This is a genomic window from Galactobacter caseinivorans (assembly GCF_003640665.1).
Classification (GTDB): Bacteria; Actinomycetota; Actinomycetes; order Actinomycetales; family Micrococcaceae; genus Galactobacter; species Galactobacter caseinivorans.
Genome location: NZ_QQXL01000001.1, coordinates 724,808 through 750,047 on the forward strand (window position 1 = coordinate 724,808; position 25,240 = coordinate 750,047).

14 protein-coding genes and 3 tRNA genes are annotated in these 25,240 nt (G+C 65.9%); 6 read left to right on the top strand and 11 right to left on the bottom strand.

Translation table 11 applies throughout. The features are described 5' to 3' along the window. Nucleotides 1-186 precede the first annotated feature (186 nt). The gene (locus DWQ67_RS03435) at nt 187-1,530 is read left to right on the top strand and encodes an MFS transporter (RefSeq protein WP_121484157.1); all 1,344 of its coding nucleotides are present in this window, start codon (nt 187-189) and stop codon (nt 1,528-1,530) included. 330 nt (nt 1,531-1,860) lie between these two features. Here DWQ67_RS03435 and DWQ67_RS03440 read toward each other — a convergent pair whose 3' ends face one another. The 9 genes from DWQ67_RS03440 to ilvD form a co-directional block, all read right to left on the bottom strand. Beyond that, entirely contained in the window at nt 1,861-5,334 is a 3,474-nt protein-coding gene (locus tag DWQ67_RS03440; RefSeq protein ID WP_121484158.1) for an efflux RND transporter permease subunit, read from the bottom strand. A 139-nt stretch (nt 5,335-5,473) separates the two neighbouring features. Next, nucleotides 5,474-6,952 (bottom strand): malate:quinone oxidoreductase, encoded by a 1,479-nt coding sequence (locus DWQ67_RS03445; protein ID WP_267899640.1) that lies wholly within the window; start codon nt 6,950-6,952, stop codon nt 5,474-5,476. Nucleotides 6,953-7,069: 117 nt separating this feature from the next. Next, nucleotides 7,070-8,881 (bottom strand): ABC transporter substrate-binding protein, encoded by a 1,812-nt coding sequence (locus tag DWQ67_RS03450; protein WP_158595351.1) that lies wholly within the window; start codon nt 8,879-8,881, stop codon nt 7,070-7,072. Nucleotides 8,882-8,927: 46 nt separating this feature from the next. Continuing rightward, nucleotides 8,928-9,012: transfer RNA gene (locus tag DWQ67_RS03455), tRNA-Leu, on the bottom strand. 104 nt (nt 9,013-9,116) lie between these two features. After that, nucleotides 9,117-9,593 carry a thioredoxin-dependent thiol peroxidase gene (gene bcp, locus DWQ67_RS03460; protein WP_233555881.1) on the bottom strand — a complete coding sequence of 159 codons (477 nt, stop codon included), beginning with the start codon at nt 9,591-9,593 and terminating at the stop codon, nt 9,117-9,119. A 130-nt stretch (nt 9,594-9,723) separates the two neighbouring features. Further along, nucleotides 9,724-9,799, bottom strand: a tRNA-Lys gene (locus DWQ67_RS03465). A gap of 184 nt (nt 9,800-9,983) precedes the next feature. Next, a tRNA-Lys gene (locus DWQ67_RS03470) sits at nt 9,984-10,059 on the bottom strand. A gap of 124 nt (nt 10,060-10,183) precedes the next feature. Beyond that, nucleotides 10,184-10,651 carry a hypothetical protein gene (locus tag DWQ67_RS03475; RefSeq protein ID WP_147433603.1) on the bottom strand — a complete coding sequence of 156 codons (468 nt, stop codon included), beginning with the start codon at nt 10,649-10,651 and terminating at the stop codon, nt 10,184-10,186. A 173-nt stretch (nt 10,652-10,824) separates the two neighbouring features. Continuing rightward, nucleotides 10,825-12,729 carry a dihydroxy-acid dehydratase gene (gene ilvD, locus DWQ67_RS03480; RefSeq protein ID WP_121484162.1) on the bottom strand — a complete coding sequence of 635 codons (1,905 nt, stop codon included), beginning with the start codon at nt 12,727-12,729 and terminating at the stop codon, nt 10,825-10,827. A 77-nt stretch (nt 12,730-12,806) separates the two neighbouring features. Between ilvD and DWQ67_RS03485 the strand changes: the two genes are divergently transcribed. After that, nucleotides 12,807-13,730, top strand: coding sequence for a helix-turn-helix transcriptional regulator (locus DWQ67_RS03485; RefSeq protein WP_121484163.1), 924 nt, complete (start codon nt 12,807-12,809; stop codon nt 13,728-13,730). A gap of 259 nt (nt 13,731-13,989) precedes the next feature. After that, a complete protein-coding gene (locus DWQ67_RS03490; RefSeq protein WP_121484164.1) occupies nt 13,990-18,810 on the top strand; it encodes an ExeM/NucH family extracellular endonuclease in 4,821 nt (1,606 codons plus the stop codon). A gap of 138 nt (nt 18,811-18,948) precedes the next feature. Here DWQ67_RS03490 and cls read toward each other — a convergent pair whose 3' ends face one another. Beyond that, nucleotides 18,949-20,424, bottom strand: coding sequence for a cardiolipin synthase (cls, locus tag DWQ67_RS03495; protein ID WP_121484165.1), 1,476 nt, complete (start codon nt 20,422-20,424; stop codon nt 18,949-18,951). Between the two features lie 58 nt (nt 20,425-20,482). Beyond that, complete coding sequence (locus DWQ67_RS03500) at nt 20,483-21,133, bottom strand: response regulator transcription factor (protein ID WP_121484166.1); 651 nt, start codon at nt 21,131-21,133, stop codon at nt 20,483-20,485. A gap of 189 nt (nt 21,134-21,322) precedes the next feature. Here DWQ67_RS03500 and DWQ67_RS03505 point away from each other — a divergent pair, with 189 nt between their 5' ends. The 3 genes from DWQ67_RS03505 to ilvN all read left to right on the top strand — a co-directional run bounded on the left by DWQ67_RS03505 (nt 21,323) and on the right by ilvN (nt 25,230). Next, nucleotides 21,323-22,654: a sensor histidine kinase gene (locus tag DWQ67_RS03505; protein WP_121484167.1), complete on the top strand. Its 1,332-nt coding sequence runs from the start codon at nt 21,323-21,325 to the stop codon at nt 22,652-22,654. A gap of 180 nt (nt 22,655-22,834) precedes the next feature. Further along, nucleotides 22,835-24,709 (top strand): acetolactate synthase large subunit, encoded by a 1,875-nt coding sequence (locus tag DWQ67_RS03510; protein WP_121484168.1) that lies wholly within the window; start codon nt 22,835-22,837, stop codon nt 24,707-24,709. A gap of 2 nt (nt 24,710-24,711) precedes the next feature. Continuing rightward, complete coding sequence (ilvN, locus tag DWQ67_RS03515; protein WP_121484169.1) at nt 24,712-25,230, top strand: acetolactate synthase small subunit; 519 nt, start codon at nt 24,712-24,714, stop codon at nt 25,228-25,230. Nucleotides 25,231-25,240: the final 10 nt, after the last annotated feature.

The window sequence follows — 25,240 nt, forward strand, 5'->3', positions numbered from 1 at the left end:
AGGGCTTGACTGTGATGTCACATACATCCACCTGTGACTGGCGTCACGGGAACAATGCGTATACGATCTGCTCCATTGCAGTTCTTTACCGATCGTTCAGTAAATCGAAATGACCGGACGTTGGGGCCCTTCGGGCTCGATTCATCACTCCGCACGTCCAGAGCATCTGACCCGAGGGGCACCCTGATGACCACTTCAGCCACACCCGCCTTGACGCCGCAACGGCGTGCCGAGCAACGGAAGGTGCTTGCGGGCACCCTCGTGGGCACGTCCATCGAGTGGTACGACTTCTTCATCTACGCCCAAGCCGCCGGGCTCGTGCTTGCCCCACTCTTCCTGGCTCCGCTGAGCACCCAGAATCCTGGCCTGGCCCAGATTCTGTCTTTCGCGACCATCGGCATCTCCTTCCTCTTCCGCCCGCTTGGCGCCATCGTCGCGGGCCACCTGGGTGACAAGTTGGGCCGCAAGAAGATGCTGGTCCTCACGCTCATCCTGATGGGCGCCTCCACGGCGCTGATCGGCCTGTTGCCCACTTACGCGCAGATCGGCGTTGGCGCGCCCATCCTGCTGATCCTGCTGCGCATCCTGCAGGGCTTCTCCGCCGGTGGCGAGTGGGGCGGTGCCGCGCTCATGGCCGTGGAGCACGCGCCCAAGGGCAAGCGTGGCCTCTTTGGCGCGTACCCGCAGATCGGCGTGCCGATCGGCATGATCCTGGCCACCCTGGTGCTGTGGGTCCTGCGCACCACGCTTGGCGCCCAGGCCTTCCTTGAGTGGGGCTGGCGCCTGCCGTTCCTCTTCTCCATCGTGTTGGTCTTTGTTGGCTGGATCATCCGCCGCGCTGTGGAGGAGTCCCCGGTCTTCGCCGAGCTGCAGGATCGCAAGCGCGAGTCCTCCGCCCCGCTGAAGCAGCTGTTCAAGAACCACACCAAGGAGGTCATCCTTGCTGCGCTGATCTTCATCTCCAACAACGCCGCGGGCTACCTGCTGATTGCCTTCTTCATCAGCTACGTCAGCAAGACGCTGAAGCAGCCGCTTGACTCGGTGCTCCTCGTGACGGCGCTGGCGTCCACGGGCTGGCTGATCTTCACGCTGGTGGGCGGCTGGCTCTCGGACAAGATCGGTCGCGTCCGCACCTTCCAGATCGGCTACGTGCTGGTGCTGCTGTGGGTCATCCCCATGTGGTTCCTGATCGATACCGGCTCGCTGCCCCTCTACTTCGTGGCCGCGTTTGTGCTCACGATCGGCCTTGGCCTCTCCTATGGCCCGCAGGCTGCGCTCTACTCCGAGATGTTCCCGGCCCACGTGCGCTACTCCGGCGTCTCGATTGGTTACGCCCTCGGTGCCATCCTTGGCGGCGCGTTTGCCCCCATGATCTCCGAGGCCATCCTGAACGCCACCGGCAAGTCCTGGTACATCGGCATCTACATGGCCGGCATCACGGTGATCTCCCTGATCGCCGTCTCGCTGGTCAAGGACCGCCCCGATCGCCCCCTGGGCGTCGCGGCGGAGGACAGGCTCACCAAGGCCTGATCAAAAACACTGCTCGACGGCGGCCGTCCCGGACCATGGTCTGGGGCGGCCGCCGCTGTGTGTCAGTGGGTGATGCGCCATCGACTTCCTCCGCAAGAGGACGCCTCCCCATTTCAGGCAGCCTTGCAGGAGATGAAGGTGTAGCAGGCGGCACAGCAGGAACGCGAGTTCCACGCTCAGGCGTATCAGGTGGGGGTCAACGCCTTGTTGGGGCTGAGCTGTGAGCCCCTGACCTTTGCCCCAGAAGGAGGGTTCCCAAAGGTCAACAGCGGCGGCCGCCCCGGAACAGTGTCCGGGACGGCCGCCGCTTGTGTGCGCGGGCAAGCGCCGCTAGGCGGGGGAGCCCTCCGCCGGCGGGTTGGCCGCGTGGCGCCCGCGGGAGGCCCGGGGCTCGCCAGTGACCACATCAATGGTCCCCGTCCACGGCTCACTCACGAGCTGCGCACCTGCACCATTGCCGCCGTCTTGAGTGGCCTGACCGGTCTGAGTTGCGGCGTCAGAGCCGCGCGCGCCCACTGAATCGGCGGGCACCAAACCCAGCGAGACGTCGTCGAGCCCATCCGGCTCAGGGCCGGTACCGTTCACGCGCTTCTTCTCCCGGCGGCCCTCCACCAAGTGGTACAGCACCGGCACCAGGATCAGGGTCAGCAAGGTGGAGGAGATCAAGCCACCCACCACCACGACAGCCAGCGGCTGAGAGATGAAGCCGCCGGACCCGGTGAGACCCAGCGCCATGGGGACCATCGCGAAGATGGTGGCCAGCGCCGTCATCAGGATGGGTCGCAGACGGCGACGCGCGCCCATCATGATGGCGTCATCCAGGCTCATAGCCGGGCGCTGAGCCGTGGGGCGCCGGTACTGGTTGATCAGGTCAATGAGCACAATCGCGTTCGTGACCACGATGCCCACGAGCATGAGCATGCCGATGAGCGAGGCCAGGCCAAGTGGCACGCCGGTCACGATAAGCAGGCCGATGGACCCGGTCGCCGCAAACGGGATGGAGACCAGAAGAATCAGCGGCTGCACCAGCGACTTAAACGTGGCCACCATGATGACGTACACAATGGCGATGGCCGCGAGGAGCGCCAGACCCAGCTGCTGGAACGAGTCCGCCTGCTGCGTGGCCGCGCCGCCCAAGGTGGCCGTCGCGCCGTCGGGCAGGTCAAGATCTGCCAGGCGCTGCGTCACCACAGCCGACACGGCGCCGAGCCCCGTCTCCGTCGGAGTGATGGTCACCGTGGAGATGCGATCGGTGTCCTGGGTGGTGATGCTTGACTCGGAGTCCACGCGGCTGATCTTCGCGAAGTCCTCCAGCGGCACCGGACCGGTCGCCGTGGTAATCTCCAGGTCCTTCAGGTCATCGAGGCCGCTCAGGCTCTTGCCCTCGCCCACCTTGACGTCCAGCGTGGAGAAGCCGAAGGTCACCTTCCCCGCTGGCAGCGGGTTCAGCGTCGCGTTGACCAGGCCGGCAATCTGCGCCTGGCTCAGGCCGGCCTTGGCCGCCTTCTCGCGATCCACGGTGACCTGGACCTGGGGCTGCGTTGAGCTCAAGTCAGACTCCACCGCGGTGGCATCCGGGATGCCCTCCATGGTGTCCCTGACCTGCTTGTCCGCCTTGGCCAGAGTGTCGGGATTGGAGGCCTTCACGTTGATGGTGATGTCGCTGCTGAAGCCGCCGCCCTGCGTGGCAGAGACCTCCACCTCGCCGCCGGTATTGACCTTCTTCACCTCCGCGCGGGAGGCGTCAACGATCGCGGTGACGTCCTCTCCCTTCGCCGTGGTGACGGTGAAGGTGGCCTTGTCTGCTCCGCTGGCACCGGTCAGCGCGGCGAATCCGGTATAGCCGGAGCCGATGGTGACCTGAATGTCCTGGACGCCGTTGATGTCCTTGAGCGCCTTCTCCACCTTCTCCGCTGCCGTGTCCGTGCGATCAAGCGAGGTGCCCGCGGGCATCTGCAGCGTGGCAGAGAAGGAGGTCTGACCGGTGCTGCCCAGCAGGTTGAACTTGAGCATGAAGCTCATGCCAAACGTTGCCACCAGGATGAGCACGGAGGCCACCAGGGTGATGACGGGGTGGTGCTGGGTGCCGCGCAGCACGGGCACGTACATGCGCTGGAGCCAGGACTTTTCCTCCGCCTGCTCCGCTTCTGCGCGGGCAGCCGCGGAGGCGGAGACCGGGCCGGCGGAGCTCACGGGGGCGGGGGAGCCCGCCGCAAGGGCGGCGTTCTCCGCAGAAGCACCGGCGGTGCCGGCAGCTGTTGCCGTGGCGGAACCGCCCCGCTTGGCTGCCTGCTTGGCGGCCTTCTTCGCTGCCTTCCTGGCCTGGCGAGCGGCCGTGCCGCCCAAGAACCAGTAAGCCAGGACGGGAACAATCGTCAGCGACACAAACAGGGACGCGATCAGCGCCACGGTCACGGTGAGGGAGAAGGGCCGGAAGAGCTCCCCGGCCAGGCCGCCAACAAAGGCCACAGGCAAGAAGACGGCCACGGTGGTCAGGGTGGATGCCGTGATGGCCCCGGAGACCTCCTTGACCGCGTCAAGAATGGCGGTGCCGCGCGGCCCGGCGTAGGCCAGGTGCCGCTTGATGTTCTCAATGACCACGATGGAGTCATCCACCACGCGGCCAATGGAGATGGTCAGCGCGCCAAGCGTGAGCATGTTGAGGGAGAAGCCAAAGGCCCACACCCCAATGAACGTGACGAGCAGGGAGAGCGGAATGGAGATCGCCGTGACCAGGGTGGATCGCAGCGACATGAGGAAGATCAGGATCACGATGATGGCAAAGAGCAGGCCAAGCAGGCCCTCCACCGTCAGGTCGTGAATCGAATCGGTGATGGACGGGGCCTGGTCAAAGACCAAGGTGAACGTGGCACCGCTCTGATCCTGGAGTGCGGGCAGGGCCTTGTGCACCTCTTCGGAGACGCGCACCGTGTCCGCATCCAGCTTCTTGGTGATGGAGAGCGCCAGCGTCTCGTCGCCGTTGGTGCGGGTGATGGAGGTGCTTTCCTCATCCGCGAGTTTGACGGAGGCAACGTCCTTGAGCAGCTCAGTGGACCCGGTCTTCTTTGACACCAAAGGCAACGCCTCGATGTCCTTCACGTTGCCAAGGGCACCATTGGTCTGGATCGGTAGCGTCAGGCCGCCGTCCTCCAACTGGCCCAGCGGCATGGCACCGCCGGCGTTCTGGATAGCGCTCTGAACATCCGCGGGGGAGAGGCCCGCCTTGGTGAGCTTGTCCTCATCCGGGAGCACCCGCACGTACTGCGACGCCGCGCCGGTGACCTCCACCTGGCGCACACCCTCCAGCTTCTGCAGCACCGGGACCACGTCAGCTTCCAGGGTGTCTGCGGTCGCTGCCAGGGAATCCTTGCCGGACACTGCGTAGAACACCACCGGGAAGTCCGCGATGGAACCGGCAAAGGACGTGGGCTGAACGCCGTCGGGCAGGGAAGGCTGCACCGTGGAGATGGCGCGGTCCACCTGGCCGCGCGCCCGGTCAAGGTCGGTGCCGTAGGCAAAGGTGAGGTTCACCGTGGTGGAGCCGGTGGTGGAGGTCGCGGTGCTTGAATCCAGCCCCTCAACTCCCTGCATGGCCGTCTCCAGTGGCTGACCCACCTGCTTGTCCATGACCTCGGGAGAGGCGCCGGCATTGCTCGCGGAGACCGTGATCTGCGGGAACTCAACGCTGGGGATGAGCTCCTGCTTCAGTTGCGTCATGGAGATGGCTCCAAAGGCGCAGACAAAAACACAGACGAGCACAATCAGTGCGCGGTTACGTAGCGAAAGACGTGCGAGTAAGTGCACGACGGTGCTCCTTGGGTCTGAGGCGAAGCGGAGGTCACCAGGTGGTGGGGTACATCAACGGGCCGGCTGAGTGGCCGGCCCGTGAGACACCGCGACCGCAAGCGGCTTGAATGCCGTTTGCGGTCGCGGTGAAGGAGAATCAGGCCAGGTGAAGCACCCGATCGGTGCTTTCCTTGGTCTGTTGATACAGCGCAGAATCCTGATTCAGGGTGTGACCCAAAGTCGGGACCATTTCCTTCAGCTTGTCCTCCCAGCCAGCGAACTGGTTCGGGAAGCACCGCTTGAGCAGCCCAAGCATAATCGGGGTGGCCGTGGACGCTCCAGGGGAGGCACCAAGCAGGCCGGAGATGGACCCGTCAGCGGAGGCAATCACCTCGGTGCCAAACTGCAGCACGCCGCCCTTCTTGGGATCCTTCTTGATGACCTGCACGCGCTGGCCGGCGGTGATGAGCTCCCAGTCCTGCAGGTTGGCGGCCGGGTAGTACTCCCGCATGGCCTCCATCTGCTGGTTGCGCGTCTTCATCAACTCGGTGACCAGGTACTTCACCAGATCAAGGTTGTCCTTGGCCACGGCCAGCATCGGCACCAGGTTGCTCGTGCGCACGGAGCCCGGGAGGTCCCAGAGCTTGCCGGTCTTGAGGAACTTGGGTGAGAAGCCGCCGTAGGGGCCAAACATGAGGGCCTTCTTGCCGTCCACGTAGCGCGTGTCCAGGTGGGGCACGGACATGGGCGGGGCGCCGACGGAGGCCTGGCCGTAGACCTTGGCCTCGTGGCGATTGATGACCTCTTCGTTGGTGCACCGCAGGAACTCGCCGGAGACGGGGAAGCCGCCAAAGCCCTTGATCTCATCGATCCCGGACTTCTGCAGCAGCGGCAAAGCGCCGCCGCCTGCGCCAACAAAGACGAACTTGGCGTCCACGAAGAAGGTCTGTGCGCTGACCTTGTTCTTCACCGTGAGGCGCCAGCCACTGCCGGAACGGGCAATGTTGGTGACGCGGTGCTCAAAGCGGACGTCCGCGCCCTTGGCGGCAAGGGAGTCCACGAGCTGCGAGGAGAGCGCACCGAAGTCAACATCGGTGCCGCCCACCACGCGGGAGGCCGCTACATTCTTGTGCGTGCGGCCCTCCGAGACCAGCGGGGCCCACTCGCGGATCTGGTCCAGATCCTCGGTGTACTCCATGGTGTCAAAGAGCGTGTTGGCGCTGAGGGAGTCGTGGCGCGTCTTCAGGTAGCGGCGGTTGTCCTCGCCGATCACAAAGCTCATGTGCGGCAGCGGGTGGATGAAGCTCTGCGGCTCCTTCACCACTGACTGGCTCACGGCCCACGAGTAGAACTGGCGGGTGAGCTGGAACTGCTCGTTGATGCCCAGGGCCTTCTTCGGGTCAACGGACCCGTCGGGGCCTGCCGGCGAGTAGTTCAGCTCGCACAGGGCCGAGTGGCCCGTTCCGGCGTTGTTCCACGGGTCAGAAGACTCGAGGCCGGCACGCTTGAGGTTCTCGAATAGGCCAATGCTCCAGCCCGGTTCGATCTGCTGCAAAAACGTACCCAGGGTGGCGCTCATGATGCCCCCGCCCACCAGGGCGACGTCGAGCGTGAGCGTAGGGGTTGCTGCGGACACAGTGACTCCATCTCGAAAGCGGATGTTGATCACTGACAGGCTACCGCCGCACTGGCACCCTCTTGAAATCGGGGCCGGGTGTGCGGTATCGGGAGCGGGGAAGCGGTGGTGCAGGGATCAGGCCAGGCGCACGCGAGCCAGCGGCTCATCCAGGACCGGGGACACCGGGTATTCAAGGATGCGGGGGCCAAGAGCCAGCGATGAAATGGGATAGACCAAGGGAATCAGCGGCAAATCCACCGTGAGCAACTCCACGATGTCGGCGTAGGCCTGCTGCCTGCTCTCACCCTCTGGAAGGGCGCGGGCCACGCGGAGGCGGCGGCGCACCTCCGGGGAGTCGTAGTCCAATTGCTCCGTTGTGCGGGAGAAGAGCGGGCCAAGAAAGTTCTCCGGGTCCCGGTAAGTGCCTTGGATTCCCAGCAGGTGCAGGCCCGCGTGGCGGCCGGTGCGCACGGCCGTGAAGTAGCCGTCATCCCACTTCACAGCGACTGGCTCCACGGTGATGCCCACGGTGGAGAGCATGCCGGAGAGCTTGGAGAAGAGCCGCTCGGGAAGGGGCAGGTACGGGCGGGCCACGTCGGTGGGGAAGAGGAAGGGAATCTTCTGCCCCGTGTACTTGGCATCCGCCAGCAGCCGCCGGGCCTTCTCGGGATCAAAGGGGTAGCTGGTGCCCGGATCCTCGATCCCCAGGCTGGGGGCCAGAGGAGAGGACGCTGCCTTGGAGCTGGACAGGAACAGATCCAGCAGGGCATTGCGATCAATGGCGTGAGCCAGGGCGCGGCGCACCCGATCATCCGCGAGCCACTTGTTGGAGCGGTTCAGGCCAAGGTAGGTCACGGAGAACGGGTCACGCGGGGGTACCTGGACGGCGGAGAGCACCAGCTCTTTGAGAACGTCAACGGTGACCAGGTCAAAGCCGTCGCTCTTCTGCGCCTCCAGGTCCCACACGCGCCGGGACACGCGGGGGGTGGGCGTCAGACGGATCTGGTCCACGGCGATCTCGCCGGAGAAGTGGCCGTGGCGGGCGGTCAGCACCACCGTCTCACCGTCCGTGGCGGCGGTGAAGGGCCCGGTTCCGACGGCCCCACGGCGCAGGGTGTCCTTCTTGGCTAGGCCGCGCAGCGCATCCGCCTCCTTGAGCGCCTGGGGGGAGACGATGCTAAAGGCCGGGTGGGTGAGGGCCCGCAGGAGAGGGGTGATGGGACGGCGCAGCGTGAGGCGCACGGTGCGCTCGTCCGGGGCGGCCGCGGAGATCAGGGCCGTCTCCACGTCGGAGAGCTGGTTATCCAACGGGTCGCCGCCCTTGACCTGGGGCAGACCTGCCGCGTCTTCGGGGCGGCTGGTGGTGGCGTCGTCTTGGGTGGTGGGCTCCTGGGAGGGCCCACTGGACTGCGGCGTTTGGCTGGGGCTGGGGGAGGGCGACTGCTTGGTGGGCGTCGGGGTGGATTCCTTGCTGTCCTCCACGGCGTCCAACAACGTGGAGATCGCCGCGGCGTCGTATTCCTTGACGCTCCCCAGCGCCTTCCAGCGGTTCACGTTGGCCACCACCGCGTCCGCGTTGAAGGGGGTGTCATCGCTAAAGGTGATGCCCTGGCGCAGCACAAACTCGTAGCTGAGCCCGTCTTCAGAGACGGTCCAGGATTCTGCGAGGGAGGGGGCGGGGTTGCCGGTCTGCGCGTCAATGCCCACGAGCCGGTCATAGACCTGGCGGGTGATGCGCTGGGACTCCAGGTCGGAACCGATCACCGGGTCCCAGCTGCCGGAGGAGGCCGGGGTCTGCAGGCTCAGCAGCCTGCCAGAGCCGCCGTTGCCGCCGGTGTTGTTCGGATCCGGTTGAGCCGGTGTGCAGCCGGCAAGGAGTACGCCTAGCGCGCCGAGGGAACCGCCGAGCACGGCCCTGCGAGACAGGTTCGTGCCTGGGAGCTGCATCCTGGTCTTCCTCCTGCTCACCGCGTGCATCCGGTGTTGTTGTGTTTGGTGCGGGCGGGGGGACTTGAACCCCCACGTCCGTGGACACTGGAACCTAAATCCAGCGCGTCTGCCAATTCCGCCACGCCCGCAAGTGCCCCTTCGCTGAAAGGGGCAGGACAGAGTCTATCCGGCCCAGCAGCCGGATTCTCGTTAGTCCGCCGTGTTCCCGGCAGACCCAGAGCGGCTCGTCAGCTTAGGACAGGCCAAGGTCGCGGCGCAGCTTGGCCACGTGGCCGGTCGCGCGCACGTTGTACTGGGCCAGGGACAGGTTCCCGTCCGGGTCCACCACGAAGGTGGAGCGGATCAGGCCCTCGTAGACCTTGCCGTAGTTCTTCTTCTCTCCCCAGGCCGCATAGGCCTGGGCCACCGCGTGATCCTCATCGGAGAGCAGGGGGAAGGAGAGGGACTCTGCCTGGGCAAACTTGGCGAGCTTGGCCACGGGATCCGGGGAAATGCCCACCACCACAAAGCCCTCCGCGCGCAGCGAGCCAAGCGAGTCTCGGAAGTCGCAGGCCTCCTTGGTGCATCCAGGGGTGGAGGCGGCGGGGTAGAAGTAGACGATGACGCGGCCCTGCTTGCGCAGTTCAGCCAGGGCCACGGTGGAGCCATCTGCTGCGGTCAGGGTGAAGTCAGGGGCGGGCTGCCCCGTGATCAGGCGCTGCGAAGTCAACGTGTCCTCCGGTCTAGCTTGGCAAGGGCCGTGCGTTGGCGCGGCCTGACTCGATCCTATCCAGACCGGCTCCAACCCCGCGGTTGGAACGCAGAAGGCCCCGTCCGTGATGGACGGGGCCTTGCGTGGTTGGTGCACCCCTCGGGACTTGAACCCGAAACCCATTGATTAAGAGTCAATTGCTCTGCCAATTGAGCTAGAGGTGCTTAACCGTCTCCGAATCAATGTCTTTCAACACGAGCCGGCGACGACGTTCAGCATACATCCCGGCGGCGACGGAACGAAATTGCGGGCGGCGCTTTGCGCGCCTCGCGGGGGAGCTTCTGGCCAGGCGTCAGCGCCCGGGCAAAGCACAAGGCCCCGTCCGTGATGGACGAGGCCTTGTGTGGTTGGTGCACCCCTCGGGACTTGAACCCGAAACCCATTGATTAAGAGTCAATTGCTCTGCCAATTGAGCTAGAGGTGCTAAACCGTGCCGCGCTGTCCGGTTGCCCGGATGCGTTGGCGACTCGGAAGACAATACCGGCCTGCCGCAGGGAATCCAAATCGGGTGGTACTCCTGTGCGCAAGCTCACCGCGGCGCGGCGGCGTCACTGTGCGGCGGCAGCCTCGATGGAGTCCAGGTGATCCATGAAGGCCTCAAGGAAGGCGTGGAATTCGCGGCAGTCGTCCTCCTGAAGGAGCTCAACGCTGCGCCTGCCCTGCTCGTCCTCCAAGAAGAGGACCGGGGACGGGGAGACGTCAAAGCGGAAGACACGGCCGGTGCTGATGCCAAACTCGTAGCCGGCCTCTCGCAGCTGGGCCATGTGAGAGACGTTGGTGAGATCGATGCTGATGGCCGGCTCAAGCGCCTCGTAGCTTCGCGCGTCCACCGGAGCCACGACCAGTTCCAGTGGCTGGGAGCGGAATCCGATCACAAAGCTTCCGCCTGCGCCGGCGTCTCCGGAGGCGTACACCAGGTTGTAACCGCCAAAGTTGGGGATCTGCGCATCAAAGGCTTGATGCAAGCGATCCTTTAATAACTCATCATCATCTGGCGTCTGTGTGTAAGGCTCCATGTGCTTCAGCGTACGCGGCCGCCCTGACAATCTGCCGGGCTGTGGATAAAGCGGTACCGAGAAGTGACCAACCCCGTCACACCGCAGCCCCCACGCGACAAACGTTGCGTGGGGGCTGCGGTGGACTCTCGCCGTCGGTGGGAACAGCAGCTGAGGGGCGGTGGGACGTGTCCTCAGACGGTCTGCGGGGCCGCCTGGGGAGAGGCCTGCGGAGAGGTCCTGCGATACAGCGCGTCGACGTCGCGCACGGCACCCTTGTCCGCGCTGGTCGCCATGGCGGCGTAGGCGCGCAGGGCGGCAGACACCGGGCGCACGCGGTCCACGGGGAAGTACCCCGTGGTGGCCTCGAGGCGGGCACGGCGGGCGTCCAGCTCCTCCTGGTCAACGGCAAGCTCAAGCGAGCGTTGCGGGATGTTGATCCGGATCAAGTCGCCGTCCTGCACCAGGGCGATGGCCCCACCGGAGGCGGCCTCCGGGGAGACGTGCCCGATGGAGAGGCCTGAGGTGCCGCCGGAGAAGCGGCCATCAGTGATGAGGGCGCATTTCTTGCCCAGTCCCCGTCCCTTGAGGAAGGAGGTGGGGTACAGCATCTCTTGCATGCCGGGTCCGCCGCGGGGGCCCTCGTAGCGGATCACCACCACGTCCCCCTCCTTGATGGTCTTGTTCAGGATCTTCTCCACTGCCTCATCCTGGGACTCGCACACCACGGCGGGCCCCTCAAAGATCCAGATGGACTCATCCACGCCCGCGGTCTTGACCACGGCGCCGTCCACGGCCACGTTTCCGTGCAGTACCGCCAGGCCGCCGTCCTTGGAGTAGGCGTGCTCGCCGGAGCGGATGCAGCCGCCCTCCGAGTCCGTGTCCAGCGAGGTCCACTCGTTGGACTGGGAGAACGCGGTGGAGGAGCGCTGCCCGCCGGGGGCGGCGTGCCACAGGGCCTGGGCCTGGTCCGTGGCCTTGCCGCCACGGATGTCCCAGTCATCCAACCAACCCTGCAGGTCGGTGGAGTGCACGGAGCGCACGTTCTGGTGCAGCATGCCGGCCCGGTTCAGTTCCCCCAGCAGGGCGGGGATGCCGCCGGCGCGGTGCACATCCTCCATGTAATAGGTCTTGGATCCGGCCACATTGGGGGCCACCTTGGCCAGGCACGGCACGGTGCGGGACTTGGCGTCCATGTCCGCCAGCCCGTAATCCACGCCGGCCTCCTGGGCCGCGGCGAGCAGGTGCAGGATCGTATTGGTGGAGCCGCCCATGGAGATATCCAGCGCCATGGCGTTATCAAAGGCCTCGTGGGTGGCGATGGCGCGGGGCAGGACCGACTCGTCGTCGTCCTCGTAGTAGGCCTTGGCCAGCGCCACCGCGGTTGCTCCGGCGCGCTCGTAGAGGGCGCGGCGCGCGGTGTGGGTGGCCAGCACGGAGCCGTTGCCGGGCAGCGAGAGCCCGATGGCCTCGGTGAGGCAGTTCATGGAGTTGGCGGTGAACATGCCGGAGCAGGAGCCGCAGGTGGGGCAGGCGTTCTCCTCGATGAGGTTGATGTCCTCATCGGAGATGGACTCATCCACCGCGTCGGAGATGGCGTTGACCAGGTCAAGGGAGCGCACGGAGCCGTCGGTGAGCGTGACCCGGCCGGCCTCCATGGGGCCGCCGGAGACGAACACGGTGGGGATGTTCAGGCGCATGGCGGCCATGAGCATGCCCGGGGTGATCTTGTCGCAGTTGGAGATGCAGACCAGGGCGTCCGCGCAGTGGGCGTTGACCATGTACTCCACGGAGTCCGCGATCAGGTCGCGGGAGGGGAGGGAGTACAGCATGCCGCCGTGGCCCATCGCGATGCCGTCATCCACGGCGATCGTGTTGAACTCGCGCGCAATGGCCCCGGCCTCGTGGATGGCCTCGGAGACGATGCGTCCCACGGGGGCAAGGTGGGTGTGGCCAGGCACAAACTCGGTGAAGGAGTTCGCAACGGCGATGATCGGCTTGCCGATGTCGGAGTTGGCGACGCCGGAGGCGCGCATCAGGGCGCGGGCTCCGGCCATGTTGCGGCCATGGGTGACTGTGCGGGATTTGAGCATCGGCATGTCCTCATGTCACCACGCTGGCGCAAGCCGCACCAAGACGGCGCTACTACTAGTACTGAGACTGCTAGTTTTGTGACATGACTCTGGGGGACGCTGGCAGCGGGCGCAACGGCGCAAGGCACGACGGCGTGCGGGAGGGTGAGGTGCCGGGCGGCGACGCCCAGCAGCGCGCCCGCAAGGAGCTGGGGGCCTTTCTGCGCGGCAAGCGCACGGCGGCGGATCGAGCGGAGTACGGCCTTCCGCCGGTGGGGCGGGGCAAGACCACCGGGATGCGGCGGGAGGAGATTGCCTTCCTCTCCGGAGTCTCGGTGACCTGGTACACCTGGCTGGAACAGGGCAGGGACATCCACCCCTCGCGGCAGGTCGTGGACGCTGTGGCGGTGAATCTGCGGCTCAATCAGGCCGAACACGACTATGTGCTTGGCCTCTCTGGCTTCACGCCTAGCCCTCGCCCGGTTCCGCTGGCGCCTGGCCCGGTGCCAGCACACGTGCAGCAGCTCCTGGACACCCTGGATCCCGCCCCTGCCTTTGCCGTGTCCCCCCATTGGGACATCGCCGCCTGGAATCAGTCCTATGAGGGCTTGTTCCCTGGCATCGCCACCGCGCCTCCTGAGGAGCGAAACCTGTTGGCACTCGTGTTCACGGACGAGTACGTGCGGGCCATGCTTCCGGAGTGGGAACTGACCAGCCGGCAGTTCCTGGGGGAGTACCGCTCGGAGGCAGGGGCTCGCATGGGTGGCCCGGCTCATGTGCGCCTGGTGGCTCACCTGCGCCACGCGAGCCCGGACTTTGCCGCCGCATGGGACGAGCACGCTGTGCTGCGGTTCGAGTCACGCCAGCGCAGGTTCATTCACCCGGTGGCGGGGGAGTTGCTCTTTGACCAGCTCAAGCTGGTGCCGCAGGACGCCCCGGAGTTGCACGTAGTGGCGTATCTTCCGGATGCGGACTCCGGAACGGCGGGCAGGTTACCGCTGCTGCTGCCGGGCAGCCCCACTTCCTGAGGCCGGCCGCACCCCCGGCCAAAGTGGCGCGGCTCACAACTTTTGGGCATGCTGTAGTTGACGAGTCTTGCTAAGACTGCGCTGGGGTGCGCAAGTGCGTTGACTGATGACGTGCTCAGTGGAGTTCGGCCTGTGTTCACCTGAAACCGGGCTGTTCATCACCTGCCCCCGGTTCAGTGGCATATTGTCACGCGCTTGCGTATCTGGCTTGCGTCATCCACTTGCACCTTGCTCTCGCACCGAAAGAGGGACCATCACCATGGGCCACCCCCCATACCGCACCCTGAAGGCGGCGCTCGCCGTCGCTCTGGGAGCCGGCCTCCTGGCCACACCGCTGGCGGCCACGCCGGCCTTCGCAAGCCCGGACGGCACGGGGCTGATCATCAACGAGGCGTACCTGAAGGGCGGCAGTACCAAGGCCCCCTTCAAGAGCAAGTTTGTTGAGCTCTACAACCCCACCGGCACCGCCGTGGACCTGAAGCAGTACTCGCTGCAGTACCGCCCGGCAGGCAACGAAGGCGAGCCGAGTAGCTCGCAACCGCTCTCCGGGTCCGTCCCGGCCAAGAGCACCTTCCTGATTTCCCTCAAGGGCAACTCTTCCAACGTCGGGGCCGAGCTGCCGACCCCGGATCTTGACCTCACTTCGTCGTCGCTGGCGCCGGCCGGAGGCCAGGGCACCCTGTACCTGGCCAAGGGCACGGACAAGCGCACGCTTCCCGTCGGCTCCGTCACCGACAACCCGCAGGTCGCGGACCTGCTGGGCTACGGCGCTAGCAACACCTTCGAGACCGCCGGGGTGATGACCGATGGCAACAACGGGACGCCCAATTCCCTGCAGCGCACCGCGTACAAGGACACCGACAGCAATGACGCTGACTTCGCCGAGTCCGCCAAGGTGACCCCCACCAACTCCAAGGGTGAGACGGCAGGGGACGGCGGCGGCGACGGTGACGGCGAGGGCGAGCCCCCTGTCTCTGAGGGCACCAAGAGCATCGCTGAGATCCAGGGTGAGGGCAACGAGTCCCCCTTCCTGGATAAGACGCTGACCACCCGGGGCGTCGTGACGGCGGTCTACGCGGAGGGTGGCTTCAACGGCTACTACCTGCAAACCGAAGGCTCCGGCGCGGACGCGACCGACCGCAAGGCCTCTGATGGCATCTTCGTCTACTCCACTGGCACGGCCAAGGACGTCAAGGTCAATGACTTTGTTGAGGTCACCGGAAAGGTCAGCGAATACTACGGAATGACCCAGCTCACGGTGGCCGCCGGATCCCTGAAGCCGCTGACGGAGCAGGCCAAGCCCGTCACCCCGATCAAGACCGCTTTCCCGGGCACCGATGCGGCACGCGAGCCCTTTGAGGGCATGCTCGTGGAGCCCCAGGGCGACTTTGTCATCACGAATAACTACGACACCAACAGCTACGGCGAGATTGGCCTTGCCGCGGGCACCAAACCCCTGCTCAACCCCACGGTGGTGGGACTCCCGGATACCGAAGCCAATCTGAAGGAAACCGCACACAACAACGCGGCACGTGTGGGGCTGGATGACGGCGCCAGCGTGAACTTCAATAACACGGCCAACAAGAACCAGCCGGTGCCGTACCTGAGCACCAAGGACCCCGTGCGGATCGGCGCCAAGGTCACCTTCACGCGTCCAGTGGTGATGGACTACCGCAACAACGCCTGGAAGTTCCAGCCCACGCAGCGCCTCACCCCGGCCAACGCCGCACAGGTGCAGCCGGCCACGTTTGAGAACACCCGCACTGCGGCTCCGGTCGACGTGGGTGGGGATCTGCGCCTGGCCAGCTTCAATGTCCTGAACTACTTCACCACGCTGGGCAAGGATCTGCCCGGCTGCAAGGCGTACACGGATCGCGAGGGCAACAAGCTCACGGTGAACTCGGGCTGTAACGCCCGCGGTGCCTGGGACGAGACCTCCTTCAAGCGCCAGGAGTCAAAGATCGTTGACGCGATCAATGCCCTGGACGCCAACCTGGTGTCCCTCGAGGAAATCGAGAACACCCGCTCCGTCAATGGTGGCGATCGCGATACCGCGGTCAAGGCCCTCGTGACGGCACTCAACGCGGACGATTCGCTCAAGGGCGGTCAGTGGCAGTACGTGCCCTCGCCGAAGGGTGACGGCGCCCTCCCGGAGAAGGAGGACGTGATTCGCACGGCCTTCATCTACAAGAAGGACACCGTTGAGCCGCAGGGCGAGTCCACGATTCTCACGGACTCCGCAGACTTCGGCAATGCCCGCCAGCCGCTGGCACAGAGCTTCAAGGCCACGTCCAGCGGAACCACGTTCTTGGCGATCGTGAATCACTTCAAGTCCAAGGGCGACTCCGGCAACTCCGCCTCCGGTGACAATGTGGACAAGAAAGACGGCGTGGGCGCCTTCAACGGCGACCGCACCCGCCAGGCCAAGGCACTGGTGGCCTTCGCCGAGAAGACCTCCGAGCAGGCCAAGACGAAGAACGTCTTCATGCTGGGAGACTTCAACTCCTACGCCGCAGAGACACCCATCAGCACCATCGTGGACGCCGGCTACAAGGACCTTGGCTCCACCACGGGCAAGCAGACCTACGCCTTTGACGGCGCCACGGGTTCGTTGGATTACGTCTTTGCCTCCGCCGCGGCCCAGCAGCTGGTCACGAAGGTAGACAAGTGGAACATCAACTCCGTGGAGTCTGTGGCGCTGGAGTACAGCCGCTACAACAACAACGTGGTGGACCTCTTCGCGGCGGGCCCCTACCGTTCCTCGGATCACGATCCCATCGTGGTGGGCCTGAACACCAAGGCAACGCCTAGCACGGTCAAGGAACTCAACTTCCTGAACATCAACGATTTTCACGGTCGCATCGATACGAACACCGTGAACTTCGCCGGAACGGTGGAGCAGCTCAAGGCGCAGTACCCGGGCTCCACCGCCTTCCTGTCCGCCGGTGACAACATCGGCGCCTCCCTCTTCGCCTCCTCGGTGCAGAAGGATCAGCCCACGCTTGAGGTGCTCAACGCCCTTGGCCTGACCGCCTCAGCGACCGGCAACCACGAGTACGACCAAGGCGCCGCTGACCTCACCGGCCGCGTCAAGGATGCGGCCAAGTTCAGCTACCTGGCCGCGAACGTGACCAAGGACGGCAAGCCGCTTCTGGACGCGTACAAGATCGTGGACGTGGACGGCGTCAAGGTCGGCGTCATTGGTGCCATTACTCAGGAGACCCCCACGCTGGTGTCTCCGGGCGGGATCAAGGGCCTGAAGTTCGGTGACCCGGTGGATGCCGTGAACAAGGTCGCCGAGCAGCTCAGCGACGGCGACAAGGCCAACGGCGAGGCGGACGTGCTGGTGGCCGAGTACCACGAGGGCACCCCGGATGGCGTCTCCACCAAGTCCACGCTGGAGCAGGCGCTGGCCAAGGGCGGCGTCTTCAAGAAGATCACCGAGGGCACCAGTGCCAAGGTGGACCTGATCTTCAACGGTCACACCCACTCCGAGTACGCCTGGAACGCTCCCGTGCCCGGGAAGGCAGGGGCCACGCGTCCCGTGCTGCAGACCGGCTCTTACGGTGAGCGCATTGGGCAGGTCGTGTTGAACTTTGACGCGAAGACGGGCGAGACCACCACCAAGCTCAACCACAACGTGGCTCGCACCACGGACAAGCCTGAGGACCTGGTGGCCAAGTACCCGGCCGTGGCAGAGGTCAAGCGGATTGTGGATGCGGCCTTGGCCAATGCCGCTGAGGTGGGCAACAAGAAGGTGGCAGAGGCCACCGCGGACATCACCACGGCGTACCGCGAGGGCAAGCGAGATGACCGCTCCGCGGAGTCGACCCTGGGCAACCTGGTGGCGGACTCCCTGGTGGATAAGCTCTCCGCCCCGGAGAATGGCGGCGCCGAGATTGGTGTGGTCAACCCGGGCGGCCTGCGAGCTGACCTCATGAAGGGTGACATCACGGTGGCGCAGGCCAACGCGGTGCTCCCGTTCCTGAACAACCTGTGGACCACCACGCTCACGGGTGAGCAGTTCAAGACGGTGCTGGAGCAGCAGTGGCAGCGCGATGCTGCGGGGAACGTGCCCTCACGCTCCTACCTGCAGTTGGGCGTCTCCAAGAATGTTTCCTACACCTATGATCCCGAGCGTGCCGAGGGTGATCGCATCACCTCCATCACGGTCAACGGTGCCCCGATCGATCCCCAACGCGAGTACCGGATTGGTTCCTTCAGCTTCCTGCTGCAGGGCGGGGACAATTTCCGCGAGTTTGCCAAGGGAAAGAACACCAAGGACACGGGTCTGGTTGATTCGGATGCCTGGATCAATTACCTGAAGACGAACAGCCCGGTGTCCCCGGACTTCGCCAAGCGTTCGGTGCAGGTCAAGGGTCTGCCCACGGGCGAGGTCAAGGCCGGCGAGAGCTTCACGCTCTCCGTCAAGGGTCTTGACCTGACCTCCCTCGGCTCGCCAAAGAACACGGAGCTCTCCGCTGTGTTTGGGAAGGCCAAGGCCGCTGCTGCGGCCCGGTCCCTCAAGGCGGCTGCGGCCGGCCCCGAGGCCGGGAAGGCCCCAGTGGTCGACGGCGCGGCGGAGTTGGTCATCAAGGTCCCCGAGGCGGCTGCTGGCTCTACGTCGCTGACGCTCACCGCCCAGCCCAGCGGCACCACGGTGCTGTTGCCGGTGAAGGTGGCTGCGGCAGTGGTGGAACCGACCAAGCCGACGGAACCGACCAAGCCGACGGAACCGACCAAGCCGACGGAACCGACCAAGCCGACGGAACCGACGGAACCGACGGGCTCAACCGAGACGACGGCCCCGACGGATTCGACAGAGTCCTCGGGCACCGGGTCTGCGACTGACTCCGATAGCCCGGTGGATTCCACCGAGGCCGGCGGGGGCCAGCATGGCGAGAACAACGGTGATGCGGACGGCAACAACCCCGGAGCCGGCGGCTCCGGCAGTGACGACGGGCTGGCCAATACGGGAGCCTCCGTGGCGGGTTGGTCCCTGGTTGGACTGGCCGCACTGCTGGCCGGCGCGCTGGGAATGATCCTGACGCGTCGTCGGGCAGGAACGCACCGCGGCTAAGCGGTGAGGCCCGCCCCTGAGGCGGTGCCACGGCAGTAAAGATCAGGACCGAACGCCACCGGCGTTCGGTCCTGATCTCGTGTGGGGGTGTCTCCTCGGCACGGGCGCCCGTCCCGGGGCCGTGACCGAGGGCGGCCGTCAGAGAATTGGAGCCAGCATGGCCACGGCGTTCTGCACCAGCCGGGACCAGAGGGACCAACCCCGGACGGTCACGAGGGAGACGGGGGAGGAGGCGTCCAGGTAGCTCTGCTGCCGCTCGCGAATCGCGGCCGTGGCCGCCGGGTGCGCCAGCAGCAGGTTGTTCTCGTAGTTGAGCTCCAAGCTGCGCCGGTCCATGTTGGCGGAGCCCACCATGGCCAGGTGCCCGTCCACCGTCATGGTCTTTGAGTGCAACAGGCCAAGGGGGTACTCGTAGAGTTCCACGCCTGCCTCCAGCAGGCGGCGGTAGCTGCTGCGGGCGGCCTGGGCCACAAACCAGGAGTCGTTGTTTTGGGGGAGGACCAGGGTGGTGCGCACGCCGCGGCGTGGGGCGGCGCAGAGGGCGGCCAGGAGTGGTTCGTCCGGAACAAAGTAGGGCGTGCTGACGGTGAGCTCGCTGTGCGCTGCCGCGATGACAGTGGTGAAGGCCTCTGACATGGCGCCGGGCCTCGCGGTGGGCCCAGTGCCAAACATGGCGCCCACCACCGAATCGTGGGCGGGCATGCTCGCTGCACCCTCGGAAGGACCCCAGGCCCGCGGGGTGCCCACAGACACGGTGTCCTGGGGGAGCTCGGTGCGCCAGGTGGTCAGGAACAGCCACTGCTCCTGGGCCACGATGGGACCCTGGCAGCGGAAGAAGACATCCACCCACGGGGCAAATTTTGGCTTGACCCGGAAGGCGGGGTCGGCGCAGTTCTGGCTGCCGCAGTAGGCAATCGTGTCGTCAATCACCGTGATCTTGCGGTGGTTACGCAGATCAACCCTGCCCACGGCGAGCTTGCCCCAGCGCGGCAGGTCCTGCAGCGCCGCCACACAGGTGGCGCCGGCCTGCTTCATCTGCGCCCACAGGTGGCTGCGCAGAAAGGCCCTGGAGCCCACCGCGTCCACCAGGATGCGGCAGGTCACCCCGCGCCGGGCGGCCCGCGAGACGGCGTCCGCCACCTTGGTTCCGTTGGTATCAGCCAGCCAGATGTAGAAGCCGATGTGGACGGTGGACTGGGCCGCGTCGATGTCCGCCACCAGCTCATCGATGGCCGCATCTGAGTCCGCGGCCAGGCGCACCGAGTTGCCCTGCGTGGCGGCAAAACCGTTGATGGACTCCACCAGCGAGAAGGCGGATTCAGTGTCCGGGTCCAAGCCACTTGGCCGCTGAGTCTTCGGCAGGGAGATGCTCTTCTCCGCCGAGCCCATCCGCGCCCTGCGCACCCGGCCAATGCTGGTCTCGCCCAGCATGAGGTAGGCAAAGACACCCACAAAGGGGAGGAACAACAAGACCGCCACCCAGGCCACCCGCGCCGCCGCCTCGCGTCCAGGCCGCGTCAGTGCCCTGACGATGACCGCAAGGTGAAGGGCCACCAACAGGGCGCTCATCAGCATGCCCCACGGGCTGCTCACGCTCCACCACAGCAATTGCATGTCTATTCCTACCTTCTCCACGCGGAGTGCCCGGTGGGCGCCCATCCTCCCATGTGCTTCAGGACCCGGAACGCAGATACTCCAGCACTGCGGCCACCCTGCGATCCTCCGGCGCCCCCGCCGGTAAGCCCAGCTTGGTGAAGATGGCATTGATGTGCTTGGCCACGGCCTTGAGCGTGACCACCAGCTCCTCGGCCATCTGCTGATTGCCGCGCCCCTGGGCCATGAGCCCCAGGACCTCCAGCTCCCGCGGCGTGAGCGGAGCAAGGCGCGCGCTGGTGTCGCGGCGGGACATGAGGTTCGCGACCACCTCCGGGTCCATCACCGTTCCCCCTGCGGAAACCGAGCGCAGCTGGGAGGCAAAGCGAGCGTCGTCGAACACTCGGTCCTTGAGGAGGTAGCCCACGCCGCCGCCGGGGGAGTCAAGCAGTTCCTGAACGTAAAGGTGCTCCACGTATTGCGAGAGCAACATGACCGGGAACCCAGGCGTCGTGGCCCTCAACTCCAGCGCGGCGCGGAGCCCCTCGTCGCGGTGGGTGGGCGGCATGCGTATGTCCAGGAGCGCCAGGTCCGGCTGCAGCGCGGCGCAGGCACGAAGCGCGCGCTCGGCGTCCGGCTCCGCGGCCACCGTGGTGATACCCAAGGGTGCCAGCAAGGCGGTGAGCCCCTGCCGCAGGATGAGCTGGTCTTCAGCAATGACAATGCGCACACGCCCATCATGCCCGCGGCGCGGCCCTCAGCCGCCAGCGGCACGGTGCCGGGCGCCATCACGCCGCCAAGAGTGGTGCCTGCACCACCGACTTGGCCGCCTGCCAACGGGAAGAGTAAAGACATCATCATTCACCCACCACTGCACCGTGCCCATGCTCGGTAGCCTGGTACACGACGAGGAGCACCCATGCATCCGCCGCTGACGGACCCCCTGAGCCAGGAAGCCACCCCCATGACGCTGCCGATCCCAGGTGAGCAGGAGCCCGTTCGGCGCACCCGCAACCCCTTTGTCCAGATTTGGCGCGGCTTGATCCTTGCCCTGCTCGCCTTCTGGGAGATTGCCCTGCTGAGCTGGGCCATCATCGTCGCCGCACTGTGCCTCATCTGGATCGGCGTTCCCCTGGTCAAGCCCACTGCGGCCTTGGTGCATAGGACGGCGCACCTGCAACGCACGCTGGCGTATCGATGGAACGGCGTCGCCGTACCGGAGCGCTACGAGCCCGCCGCAGGCCCCGCTGGATGGTTTGGCAGCCTCCGGGTGCTGCGCTCCTTCTCCGACCCCACCGTGGTGCGGGACTGGGTCTGGATCCTCACGGACGCCATCCTGGGAATGGCGCTGGGGCTCTTCGCCATCGCGGCGTTTGCGCAGGGGCTCTGGCAGATCATCCTCTCCCTGGCGTATGACGCCTGGCGGGTGGAGGGCTGGGATTCCTGGATCTCCTGGATCTACGTGGGATGGCCCAACGCCTCCCTGCTGCTGGCGATCAGCGGTGCCGCCTATCTGGTGCTAGCGCTGCTATTGGCCGGGGCGCTCACCCTCCTCCACGCGCACTGGACCCGCTTCAGCCTGGCCACCAGGGACACCGAAAGACTCCACCGCCGCCTGCAGCAACTCTCCAGCACTCGCAGCGACGCGGCGGAGTTGCAACAAGAAGAAATCCGGCGGATCGAGCGCGATCTGCACGACGGCGCCCAGGCCCGTCTGGTGGGCCTTGGTATCACGCTCACGCGCGCAGAACGCCTCCTGGCTGAAGACCCCCAAGCCGCGACACTGCTGCTCTCGCAGGCCAAGCAGGAATCCGTCGGAGCACTGGACGAACTCCGCGGCCTGGTGCGCGGCATCCTGCCGCCGGTTCTTGCCGACCGGGGGCTGCTGGAGGCGCTGCGCGCGCTCGCCGTCACGCTGCCCGTACCAGTCTCTGTGGAGGCCAGCGCGCCGTTCTCGGCCGTGGTGATTCCCGCCCCCATCGAGTCGGCGGCGTACTTTGCCGGTGCCGAACTGCTCAGCAATGCCATGAAGCACGCGGACGCGCAGCGCGTTGACCTGCGCTTGGACGCGACGATGGGCTACCTGCGGTTGAGCGTGGAGGACGACGGAGTGGGTTGGGACGGGCGTGAAGGTGGCGGCATTTCCGGGCTCCGACGGCGATTGGCAGGCTTTGACGGGACGCTCACCTTTTCTCGCACTGGCGCGGGTGGAACGCGTGCCACGGTGGACGTGCCGTTGGCTGATTTTTAGGCTACGGAAAGGGTTACGCGGGATGCTTGGGTGTCCAACTATCGGACCGTGGTCCATATAATGAGATGGGGACGCGTCATATTTGCGCGGGGTGCGGCCTCCTGATTGAGTCGTCATCAGGAGCGCAGCACTCGCGGCGCACCGCACAGCATTCAACGCATCGATAGGAAGGTGGAAGCGATGGGACAGGCTCCTCCCGCCACCCCCTCAACGGTGGCCCGCGCCGTCTCTAAGGCGCAGCACCACACCCCGGCAGCGGCCAACGGCCTCCCGGTTCCGGGCCCCAATCGCACCGTCTCCACCGTGCCCGTGAAGGGCTCATTCTCCATCATTCGTTCCCTCGAGGAGCTTGGCGTCAAGGACGTCTTTGGCCTCCCGGGCGGCGCCATCCTGCCCACCTATGACCCGCTGCTTGCCTCAGAGGTCATCAACCACGTGTTGGTGCGTCACGAGCAGGGCGCGGGGCACGCCGCGCAGGGTTACGCCATGGTGACCGGGGAGGTGGGCGTCTGCATCGCCACCTCCGGCCCCGGCGCCACGAACCTGGTCACCGCCCTCGCGGATGCCCACATGGACTCGGTTCCCATGGTGGCCATCACCGGCCAGGTCAACTCCGCCTTCATCGGCACGGACGCCTTCCAAGAGGCGGACATCGTGGGCATCACCATGCCCATCACCAAGCACTCTTTTCTGGTGACGAAGGGTGAGGACATCCCGCGCGTCTTGGCGCAGGCCTTCTACCTGGCAGGCACGGGACGCCCCGGTCCCGTCCTGGTAGATATCACCAAGGACGCGCAAGAGAAGATGACGGAGTTCGCCTGGCCGCCGGTCATGGACCTGCCCGGCTACCGTCCCGTCACCAAGGGGCACTCCAAGCAGGTGAGGGAAGCCGCCAAGCTCATCGCCTCCTCCGTGCGCCCGGTCATCTACGCCGGCGGCGGCGTCCTGAAGGCGCACGCCTCGCGGGAACTCCTGGAGTTCGCGGAGGCCACAGGCGCCCCCGTCGTCACGACCCTGACCGCCCGCGGCGCCTTCCCGGATTCACACCGCCAGCACATGGGCATGCCCGGCATGCACGGCGCCGTCACCGCCGTTGCAGCGCTGCAGCAGGCGGATCTGCTGATCACCCTCGGCGCACGCTTTGATGATCGCGTCACCGGCGTGCTCAGCTCCTTTGCCCCCGGCGCCAAGGTGATCCACGCGGACATCGACCCAGCAGAGATCTCCAAGAACCGCACGGCGGATGTGCCGATCGTTGGTTCCCTTGATGAGGTGCTCCCGGAACTGACCGCCGAGTTCAACCGCCGCAAGGAGGAGGGCCTGGCCCCGGACCTGAGTATCTGGTGGGCCAACCTGGACCGGCTGCGTCGCGAGTACCCCATGGGCTTCACCCCCTCAACGGACGGCGCCCTGACCCCCCAGCACGTCATCCAGCGGATCGGTGAACTGACGGGTCCGGAGGCGGTGTACGTGGCAGGCGTGGGCCAGCACCAGATGTGGGCCAGCCAGTTTGTGCGCTACGAGCGCCCGCACCAATTCCTGAACTCCGCGGGCCTGGGCACCATGGGCTACTCGGTCCCGGCGGCCATGGGCGCCAAGGTGGGCAATCCCGACCGGGTGGTCTGGGCCATTGACGGCGATGGCTGCTTCCAGATGACCAATCAGGAACTGGCTACCTGTGTGATCAACAAGATCCCCATCAAGGTCGCGATCATCAACAACTCCTCGCTGGGCATGGTGCGCCAATGGCAGACCCTGTTCTATGAGGGCCGCTACTCCAACACCGAGCTGAACACGGGCAAGGACTCCATCCGGGTCCCGGACTTCGTGAAGCTCGCGGACGCCTACGGGTGTGCCGGGCTGCGGTGTGAGAAGGAAGAGGACATGGACGCGGTGATCCAGCAGGCGTTGGAGATCAACGACCGCCCGGTCATCGTGGACTTCATCGTGTCTAAGGACGCCATGGTCTGGCCCATGGTCCCCTCGGGCGTCAGCAATAGCGCTATCCAGATCGCCCGGGGAATGACCCCCGAGTGGAACGAAGAGGAGGACTGATTATGGCCCGCCATACCCTCTCGGTGCTCGTGGAGGACGTTCCCGGCACCCTGACCCGCGTCGCCGGACTTTTTGCCCGCCGCGCCTTCAACATCGACTCGCTGGCCGTAGGCCCCACCGAGGTCCCGGGGCTTTCCCGTATGACCGTGGTGGTGGACGCGGAGGGTGACCTGCTGGAGCAGGTGACCAAGCAGCTCAACAAGCTGGTCAACGTGATCAAGATTGTGGAGTTGGCCCCGGAGTCCTCGGTGCAGCGCGATCACGTGCTGATCAAGGTCCGGGCGGACGCAGCCACCCGGATCCAGGTCACCCAGGCCGCAGACTTCTTCCGCGCCCGCGTGGTGGATGTCTCCCCGGACGCCGTGGTCCTGGAGGCCACGGGCAGCAGCGACAAGATCGACGCGCTGCTGGCGGTGCTGGAGCCGTTTGGCATCCGCGAGATCGTCAAGGCCGGCGCCCTGGCCATTGGGCGCGGCCACAAGTCGATGTCAGAGCGTGCCCTGCGCGCCGTCTCCGCCTGAGCGCCGCCCC